Origin of the sequence: Coxiella-like endosymbiont (genome assembly GCF_002871095.1) — a bacterium.
Taxonomy (GTDB): domain Bacteria; phylum Pseudomonadota; class Gammaproteobacteria; order Coxiellales; family Coxiellaceae; genus Coxiella.
Map to the genome: position 1 here is coordinate 1 of NZ_NSHJ01000103.1, position 10,834 is coordinate 10,834.

Sequence of the window (10,834 nt, forward strand, 5' to 3'; positions counted from 1 at the left end):
AGGCGCTAATTTTTTTAAGGGATTTTTTAAATGGTGTAAGAAATATTCAAGGTCTCTAGAGTTTTTCTAAGGATCGAAACGGTTCTAGCGACTGGATTCTAATATCGCCTATATCAATAGTAGCTATGTAATCTGGTACAGAAGAGAAAGTAGATAAGAATAGATTTGATTAAAAGCCTGTTTGAAAAAACAGATTTTTTTCGGAGACTCTTTTTCCCTTCAGATTGCTTTTTTAGTAGAAATTTGATTTCATTGATAGTTTGATGAAACTAATGACGGATTTTTCGTTTGACTTGACGAGTTTTTAATAGTCCAATGTGAGCCAATCCCAATTGAGATAATTTTTTGTGCAATTAAAATTTTGACTTAATTTTCTATTTTTAATGATTGAATGAATGGTAAGAGCGCTATTTTTCAATTGATTTTTATTTGTAACAAAGGGTTCCCATCTTCATACTATGAAGATGATAAGTAATATGAGAATAGATATTGTTTCAGTTGTCAGATGACAATAATATTACCATTTAGAAAGGCATATGTAAATAAATTTTTAAATAGTTTTGCTGATTAAATGTAAGACTAATCTTTTTTGCTCATTTATAAATATACGTTATCGAAGCTAACTTATTTTGTACAAAAATCGGAAAGTGCATTTTCTTTCTTTATATTTGTAAAGAGTGGTAGCTTTAATCCCGCTTATTCATGCATTTCGTAACGCTAGATTTGCATTTCAATTTTATAAAACTTTCTGGGGGTGTAATGACGGTGGAGTGAATAGAACTACTATATCCCCCCTGATCTTTTAAGTTTAGCGATATACTCATGAAATGATTTTAATAGGGATATTGATAGAGAATATGCGATACTAAAAATGGTATAACAATTTTCTAATGTACGTACTAAAATACATGCGGTATTGTTGTTATATATTTTTCTGAAATTTATCTGTTTTCTTTGTATCTTTCGCTTAATATATTTGTATCTCTTTCTTAAGTTAAATATATATTAAATATATATTAAGCAATATGTTTGCTATTCTTAGAAATATAAAAATTTTAATATTGTTATCTTAAAATAATTGTTCTGATTGTGTTATAAAATTCGAAATATACTTTTCCTATTCAATGCTTCTAATTTATTATATTATAGAGATCTTATAAATAGAGATCTTATAATTATACTGTAATTATAAGGGTCTAGGTGAAAAGTCCAATATTATATTTAGCATTTAAGTTGACTATAACCCGTACGGTTAGTAATCAAAGCCTGTAAAAATTGATAATTTTAGGGGGGGAATATTTTCTTTGTAGAGAAGAAAATTTATTTCCTAAAAACATCAGGTAACTTTTTTCTGCTGATTTGATGTGTACGATACGAATATTCGTTTTTTTTATTTTGATTGAGTTGAAAGTTCTCTTAAGAATACTGAGATTTTTGATGTTTTTGTCAAAACATAGACTTTACGCAATAAGTCGATAAACATTAAAAGGATATTAAGTAGCTCTTCGTGAAGTAAGAGCTTTTCTATAGTTCTTGAGATCGTAATTGTCTTCTCTTTTTTAGTATGTGCTTGTGTTCTCTCTCGTAGTCGAGAAGTTATAAGTTTTTAGACATCTCCATAATATAGAGATCACAACATGCTTTTATAATGTAATTTGTTTCTACACAAATAAGATTGTTCATTAGCATAAATAAGATTGTTCATTAGTTTATTAAGTAAATTAAGCTTTCTGTAGAAAAGGTGGAATTCTGATACACAAATATGTGTGGTGTACTTTGAGTTATTATATTTAAATAAGATTGAAACTATGTGCGATACCGATGCTGAACTGGTGTCAATACCTCGAGCGGTAGATCCTCAAAAAAATTTATAGATTCAAGTTACTTAAATTTTAAATTGGAAAAATATCTGACTATAGTTATGAAATATAAGGGGGTTTTATTTAAAAATAATTGCTATGGTTGAAGTATAAAACACCTCAAGTTATTTGTTCTGCACTTCATAAGGTAGAGTGATGCCTACTTAAGTAACTAAATATTCATGGCAACAATACTTAGACTGGTACCGACTGAGCTTTTAGATGAATATTGTCTCAGATATCAAGAAATCATCAGAAAAACTTAAAAAGTTATCTCGAAAAAAATGCTGATTTCCATTATTAAATTTAACTACTTAGTATTTCTCCGAATAGCGCCTCCGAATAGTGTTGAGGGTAGTATACGTGCCATAGGTAGCAGAGGCTGTTAATTTTCATATAGGGGTGGCTATATACATTCAATTTTATGGTGAATATTGATATGTTACTCTTTTATGAAGAGTTTTATGAAGCAACTATTACGAACCTCCAGAGAAGGCAATCAAGCTATCTGCTCGTTGAAATTTTTCTCTTTTTAGAGATGATTGTGGAGGGGGGGGGGAAAGACATAGGATGTTTTATAGTTCTCTAATGTAGCTATTTTAAAACTCCTGTAGAGGAGGAGGCGCTATGGGATATGATGTAACAAATTACCTACAAATCAATACAGAGAATTCTATTCTTTGGTAACATCGCTAAGAGCTATGAAACGAGAAATTTAGATACAGGTAAAAGGCTTGAAATTATTTATTTTTTTGATTGTTTTGTTGGATTTTTAGGAAAATCCGTATATAGTGGCAAAATTATGGTCTACTAATTAGGAGAAGTACTCATGTCGGTTCAGTCTTTAGCTGCGCAACCTAAACCTTTTTATCTTATTTTTTTGATTGAAATCTGGGAACGATTTGGATTTTATGGTGTACAAGCCCTGCTCGTTTTATATATGGTCCAACAATTGGGTTATCAAGATAGTCATGCTGATTTTCTTTTTGCTGCGTTTAGTGCCTTAGTTTTTTTACTTCCATGTTTAGGTGGATATATTGGTGATAAAGTATTAGGAACTAAACGGACGATTTTATTAGGTGCAGTAGTTTTAGCGTTAGGCTATTTATTATTATCCTTACCTATAATTTCCAACCATCATCTTGCACTTCCTTTAGCTTTTATTACAGTAGGGGTTGGGCTTTTCAAAGCCAATCCTTCTAGTTTGCTCTCAAAAGTTTACGAAGAGACACCTCATAATCTAGATAGTGGTTTTACCTTATATTACATGGCCATTAATATAGGTGGGGCTATTTCAATGAACCTTACCCCCATTTTAAATAAAATTTTTGGTTGGCATGTGGCTTTTTCTGTTTGTTGTGCGGGAATACTTCTTGCTATTTTAAACTTTCTTTTTATGCGAAAAAGTATACTTGGTGTAGGGTCTAAACCTGACCAAAAGCCTATGCGTTGGGATTATTTTGGCTATGTTTTATTTGGAATAGTGGCGTTAATCTTTGGGAGTAATTTTTTATTAAATCATTATCGAATGGTATCTTGGCTTCTTTGGGGTGGAACTATCACTTTACTCTTCTCTTATATGACCTTAATTGCTAAAGCAGAGCCTAAAGAACGAAAAGGGATGTTTTTATTTATAATTTTATTTACTCAAAGTATTGTATTTTTCGTATTATATTTCCAGATGCCAACCTCGTTGTCATTATTTGCTTTGCGCAATGTTGATCACTCAATACTTGGTATTCCAATTCAACCAGCTCAATTTCAAATGCTCAATTCATTTTGGGTAATGGCAATGAGCCCAGTAATGGCCTGGTTTTACCAATGCTTGGATAAACATAATCGGGATTTATCATTACCAGCTAAGTTTTCATTAGGAACACTCTTAAGTGGATTAGCTTTCTTATGCTTACCATTAGGTTCTTTCTTCAATCACCAGGGAGTAATTTCGGGTATGTGGTTAGTTTTTTCTTATTGGTTGCAAAGTACGGGAGAACTTTTGGTAAGTGCTCTTGGTTTGTCTCTGGCGGCTCGTTATGTGCCCCAACGGTTAATGGGATTTATTATGGGCCTTTGGTTTTTATGTGCTTCGCTCGCTAGTATTATTGCAGGTAAAGTAGCTAGCATCGCCAGCATTCCTGGGAATATATCCAGAGATCCTTATTTATCATTGCCTATTTATAACCACTTATTTATAAAAATTGGTTCAACGACCCTTGTTGTTTCACTAGTCATGTTTACTTTGGTACCTTTTCTTAAAAAACTAACTGGAAAATGAACGACAGGGTTATTGGTAATCAAGTAACATGATAGATCTATATTGTAAAAACCAGTTAGTAAAATTTAGTAGATAATACACTCTAAGGAGAGCATCTTAGCTGGGATATCTTTTATCCAAAAATCATAAATAAACTAAAAGCCTTTTACTCTTTCTTCTCTCATTTGATTTCGGTAAACTAAAATCAATTCTTAATAAAAAATAAAAATTAATCATGTACTTAAAGACAATTAAACTTGCAGGATTTAAATCATTCGTTGATCCTACTTTGATTCCTATTCTTGGTCCTATAAATGCCATTCTGGGACCTAATGGATGTGGTAAATCGAATGTAGTGGATGCAATTCGTTGGGTTATTGGTGAAAGCTCAGCGAAACAGTTACGAGGACAGTCTATGAGCGATGTTATTTTTAATGGTACTAGATCACGTAAACCAGTTGGGAAGGCTTCTGTTGAGCTTCATTTTGACAATAGCGATGGACGAGTAGTGGGGGGAGCAGCATATGCCCAATATCCTGAAATCGCTATTAGGCGAGAAGTAGAACGTGATGGACGATCTAATTATTTTATCAATGGAAGGCATGTACGCCGACGTGAGGTAGTTGACATTTTTTTAGGAACGGGGCTGGGAACTCGGAGCTATGCTATCATCGAACAAGGAATGATATCTAATCTAGTCCAAGCAAAGCCTGAAGAATTGCGAGCATATATCGAAGAAACTGCAGGGATCTCTAAATATAAAGAACGTCGCCGCGAAACAGAAAATCGGATATGCCATACTCAACAAAATTTAGCTCGAGTCAAAGATATTTGTAAGGAATTGGCTAAACAAGTATATCATTTGAAGCGACAAGTAAATGCTGTAGAGTGTTATAAACTATATAAAAAAGAAGAACGCTTATTAAGCGCTCAAATTAAAGCATTACAATGGAAACTATTAAACTGTAAAATTTTAGAATTTGATCAAATAATTAATGGACAACAGATCTTGCAAAAAGAAAAGCAAAGTGATCAAGATCGTATTGAAATTGCAATAGTAAAAAGACGAGCACAATTAACGGAATTAAATAAAAAACATCAAGGAGTTCAGAAACAATATTACAAATTAGAAGCCGATATTGCACGATTGGAAGAACGCATTAAAGATACTCAAGAAAAAAATCAGCAGTGGCACATAGAATTCAAAGAAAATAAAGGTGTTTGGGAAATATTGCGAAATAATACTGCAGAATGTGAAGAAAAAATCACTAAATTAGAAGAAGAATTAGAACGTTTAAAGTCCCAATAATCCACTATTAAAACCATTGTACTTACTGTTTCAGAGGCCTTGGTAGAGGTGGAAGCAAATATGAATCAGTGGCAAGAAATATGGGAGACTTTCCAAGCTGAGACTTCACAAATAACTAGTCAGTTTGAAGTGATATGCACTAAAAAAGAGCATTACGAGAAGCAATTAACTGAATTAGTAAAATGCTGTCAGCAATTTCAGGAGAATTTGAGTCAGTTACATCTTAAAGAACTGTATAATGAAATTTCTTCTTTGGAAAATCACTCGGCAATACTAAGTAAAAACCTCAAAGAAACTCAAGCTCAGTTACAAAACTTTGCTAACAAAATTTTATGCCAACGCGAAGCCAATAAGGTGTTGCATGTAGAGCTACAAATCTCGTATCAGGCTTTACAAACCATGGAAGCGCGTATCGCTTCGTTAGAAGCTTTGCAAAAATCGGCCTTGGGAAACAGTAGCGAAACTATCAATACATGGCTTTTCCGTCAAAGTTTAAAAGAACGTCCCAGATTAGGTCAAAACTTAACAGTCAATTCTGGGTGGGAAGTTGCCGTAGAAACTGTATTGGGCAGATATTTTGATACAATTTGTGTAGATTCATTGGAAGCATTTATCTTTCCTATGAAAGAACTCTCTGGAGGTAAACTTACTCTCATTGATCGAAGTGCAATATCTGTAGAACCGTGTCAGGATAATAAAGAAACTCTTTCCAGCCAAATAAATAGCGACTGGCCTTTTCAGCATTGGTTGTGGGGGGTTTATATTGCTCATTCTTTAGAGGAAGCTCAGCAATTGCAACCTTTATTGAAACATAATGAATCTGTAATAACTCGTGAAGGGATATGGTTAGGGCCTAATTGGATTCATATTTCTAAAATACAAGATACACAAAACGGATTTTTAGTTCGAGAGCAAGAATTGAAAAAATTAAAAAGCGACATTATTGAGCAACAAAAAAAATGTAAGGACCAAGAAGTACTTTTGAAGGCAGGTGAAGAAAAATTAATTCAGCAAGAAGCAGATCGTGAATCACTGGTTTGGTTTTATCAAGAATTAAGTTCAGAAGCGACGACAATACAAACTACTTTAAATACTAAAAGAGCTAGATTGGAAGATGCTAAACAGCAAAAACTTCACTTGAAAGAATGGCTAAGCGATTACAGCCAGAAGATAATGGAATATCAAAAGGAATTAGAAATTATCAAAACTAAAGCTCATTCTTTGAACCATGCCAAGCAACAATTAATTATTCGGCGTGAGGAATTATTACAAGAACGTGATTATCATAAACAAGTATTAGTTAAGTGCCGTGAAGAAGATTATCAAAAACGTAAAGAGCTTGACGCATTAGAACTTCGTTTAGCAAGCACCGAGGATCAATTAAATTTATTAAAACAAAGCATTGTACGAGATCAGCAACAATTAAAGCAATTAACAGAGAGACAGGAAACATTATCTCAGTACTTATCAGAAGGAGCTAAATCTTTAGAAGCATTGAACCAAGAATTACGAATACAATTGGATCAGCAATTAACTATGCAAAAAAAAATTCATAAAGTGGAAGAAAATTTAAAAAAAAATAATGACATTTTACATCATCTTGAAAGCGAACGTTCCGCTACCCAAAAAGTACTTAATGAAGTTCAAGCTCAATTAGAGGAGTGTCGGATGCAACGGCAAATAGTAAGTGTACGTCAAACTACTCTTCAAGAACAATTAAATGAAAACAAATTTAATTATGAGCAATTGATCTATGAATTACCTGAAGAAGCTACAATTAATATTTGGCAAGAAAAACTTGATGATGTGGTAGAGCGTATTCAACGAATAGGTCCAATTAATTTATCAGCTATTGAAGAATATGAAAATATTAATGAAAGAAAAAATTACTTAGATAAACAACATGCAGATTTAACAGAAGCTTTAAAAATTTTAAAAAATGCCATGCATAAGATCGATCGTGAAATACAAGCTAAATTTCAAGAAACTTATGATCGAGTCAATAAGGAATTTCAATTATTATTTCAACAAATTTTTGGTGGAGGTCGTGCAGCTTTGGAAATGATAGATACCAATCTATTAAGTACAGGTGTTATTGTTCGTGCGCAACCACCTGGGAAACGAAATGTTACTATTTATATGTTATCCGGGGGTGAAAAAGCATTAACTGCTGTTGCTTTAGTTTTTTCTTTATTTCAGCTCAATCCAGCACCTTTTTGTATTTTAGATGAGGTAGATGCACCGTTAGATGATATTAATGTTGGGCGCTTTTGCCAGTTAGTTAAAAAAATGTCAAAAGAGGTTCAATTTTTACTAATTAGCCATAACAAATTAACCATAGAAATGGCCGATTATCTGATGGGTGTCACCATGCAAGATCCGGGTATTTCACGCATCGTTTCCGTCGATATAAAGGAGGCTATTCAGATGGTAGAGGAGGTGGGGTTAGAGGGATAGGTATACTTTATTTGGTTCACATTATTTTGCATGGTTTTTGATATTTTTTACTAAAAAAGTTGGAGAGATGTAGATTTTATGGATTGGTCAGCGAAGATCATTGGTCAATTCTGAAAGTTACATTTTGGAATCATTGTCTTATGATGAGTTTCTAAAATATCAAGGCAGAAATTAATATAAACAATGCTTTTAGTTTTGTTTACTAGAAAGAAGACTAACATTAAAATAGAAAATGTAAATCATATTTTAGGTAAGTCAATCAGATCTAATGATGTTTTAAAGATTTTGACTCTTTAATCTACTTAATATATCGTTTCCAGAATATTTTATTCTGGATATGAAGTTCTCTGGGTATGAAGAATTATTGTAAGCCTTATAGCTACCATCAACCAGCTTACGATATGACTAGAAAAATATTTTTCATCGAAATAAAATGAAGACTAAGCACAGTCCAATATGATTGAAGTTGAGTATCAGTAAATAAAGCAAGAATATTGGAATTCTCTAAAATAGATAGTTTTTCTTGTTTTTATTATGATTTTATTTTATTAAAACACGTTCCGTACCAAATAAGACTTTTTAATACTATGTTAGAAAGGGCATGGTAGTTAGTGAAGGTTTAGGTAATGAGGTGTGGGAAGATGAAAAGTAACGTAAGCATAAAATATAAATAAAGTTTTCTAAATTCACACTGAGATTCGTTATTTTGAAGCTTCCTAAATAATGGGTAAAAATTTTTTAAGCAAATACATTAGTTAAAATATAGGTGAAAACAGTAGTGGTTCCTGTAAAGATTCGAAAGCAAGTTGAGCAATTACGTAAAACAATTAACGATTATAATTATCGATATTACGTTTTGTCCGATCCTGTTATTTCTGATTCGCTTTATGATCAGCTTTTTTGCGAATTAAAACAATTAGAAGAACAATATTCAGAATTAATTGTGTCTACTTCGCCCACCCAAAGAATCGGTGCTGAACCACTTAAAACCTTTAATAGTGTTTTTCATGAAATTCCCATGTTATCTCTAGATAATGTGTTTGACGAAGCAGGGTTGCTAGCCTTTGATAAAAGAATTCGACAGCGATTGAAATCAAAGACACCCATTGAATACATTTGCGAACCTAAAATGGATGGTGTAGCATTGAGTTTACTTTACGAACAAGGTGAATTGATTCGTGCCGCAACACGGGGTGACGGCTTTTCCGGAGAAGATGTGACTCAAAATGCCCGGACTATTTCGACAATTCCTTTAAAATTACGTGGTTATAATTTTCCTAAAATTGTTCAGATACGGGGAGAAGTTTTAATGCCGCGTGAAGGGTTTGAAACATTGAATCACGAGGCTAAAAAACGAGGAGAAAAAGTATTCGTAAATCCTCGTAATGCTGCTTCTGGAAGTTTACGACAATTAGATCCACGAATTACAGCGAAACGCCCTTTAATTTTTTACGGTTATTTATTAGGATTAATTAAAAGTACTAATTTACCTAAAAAACATAGCGACGTTTTGGTTCAATTTAAAAAATGGGGAATTCCAGTTATTTCTGAAACGATGGTAGTGCAAGATATAGAAGGTTGTTTTTTTTATTATAAGAATTTAGAAAAAATTAGGGATATTATTCCTTTCGATATCGATGGTGTAGTGATAAAAGTTAATTCTCTTTCTTTTCAAGAAAAATTAGGTTTTGTATCACGTGCACCAAGATGGGCAATCGCTTATAAATTTCCAGCTCAAGAAAAAATGACTGTGGTAAATAACATTGAATTTTATGTAGGACGAACAGGTGCGGTAACTCCAGTAGCACGATTGGAACCCATTTCCGTTGGAAAGGTAACAATCAGGAATGCTAGTTTACATAATTTCAATGAACTTCGTCGAAAAGATATTCGTGTGGGTGATACGGTTATTGTACGGCGAGCTGGCGATGTGATTCCCGAAATCGTTGCACCTTTATTAGAAAAACGGCTGCCAAATGCTAAAGTAATAAAAATGCCTGCTCGTTGTCCTATATGTCAGTCAGAGGTTATAAAACCCGCAGGTGAAGCTGTAGCGCGGTGTATGGGGGGATTGTATTGTCAAGCTCAATTGCGAGAAACCATTAAACATTTTGTTTCACGTCGAGCAATGAATATTAAGGGGTTGGGTGAAAAATTAGTCACTTTGTTTATTAATAAAAAATTAATTAGAGATATAACGGATATTTATAAACTGGATAAAACTGTTCTTTTGGCTTTGCCTAGAATCAGTGAACAATCTGCCAAAAATTTATTAACTGCCATTGAAAAAAGTAAAACAACTACTTTGACCCGATTTTTATATGCGTTAGGGATTCGTGGAGTTGGTGAAACAACAGTGCGAACTTTAGTTTGGCATTTTCAGGAACTTGAACCACTAATGCAAGCTTCTAATAAAGATCTATTAGATATTAAAGATATTGGTCCAATCACTGTTGCAAATATTAGAAGTTTTTTTCAACAAAAATATAATGTTGAATTAATCAATAAATTAATTCATCTTGGGATTCAATGGTCAAAAGAAAAAGTGACTCTAAAATTAGGAATTTCTGGAAAAGCTTTTGTGTTATCTGGTAGTTTAAATACCTTAACACGGAAAGAAGCAAAAGAAAAAATTGAACATCTTGGTGGTAAAACTAGTAGCCGTATTTCTAAAAATACGGATTATTTAGTGTGTGGGAAAAATTATGGTAGTAAATATAAAAAAGCAAAAGAATTAAATATTCCTATCATTGATGAAAAAGACTTTTTAAAATTACTAGAAAAATAATTTAAAATATACCACCTATAATCAGGTATCAAAAAAATTATTTTTTTATTTTTTTATAAAAAAAATTTTTATATAAAAGACTGATCAATTCATTTTAATGATATATTTTATAAAAATTTTAAATTTATGTTTTAATTATATATTTATGTATTTAATAAAAATATTTT

3 protein-coding genes and 1 pseudogene are annotated in these 10,834 nt (G+C 32.4%); all 4 read left to right on the forward strand.

Translation table 11 applies throughout. From position 1 onward, the window contains the following. Positions 1-2,688: 2,688 nt before the first annotated feature. Positions 2,689-4,122 (forward strand): annotated as a pseudogene (locus CLERM_RS02145) (oligopeptide:H+ symporter); the annotation flags it as partial. 226 nt (positions 4,123-4,348) lie between these two features. After that, positions 4,349-5,422, forward strand: a complete 1,074-nt coding sequence (locus CLERM_RS04065) for a chromosome segregation SMC family protein (protein ID WP_241538082.1) — start codon at positions 4,349-4,351, stop codon at positions 5,420-5,422. A 60-nt stretch (positions 5,423-5,482) separates the two neighbouring features. Further along, positions 5,483-7,879 (forward strand): coiled-coil domain-containing protein, encoded by a 2,397-nt coding sequence (locus CLERM_RS02150; protein WP_241538083.1) that lies wholly within the window; start codon positions 5,483-5,485, stop codon positions 7,877-7,879. Between the two features lie 766 nt (positions 7,880-8,645). Beyond that, complete coding sequence (gene ligA / locus CLERM_RS02155; protein WP_102156959.1) at positions 8,646-10,667, forward strand: NAD-dependent DNA ligase LigA; 2,022 nt, start codon at positions 8,646-8,648, stop codon at positions 10,665-10,667. Positions 10,668-10,834: the final 167 nt, after the last annotated feature.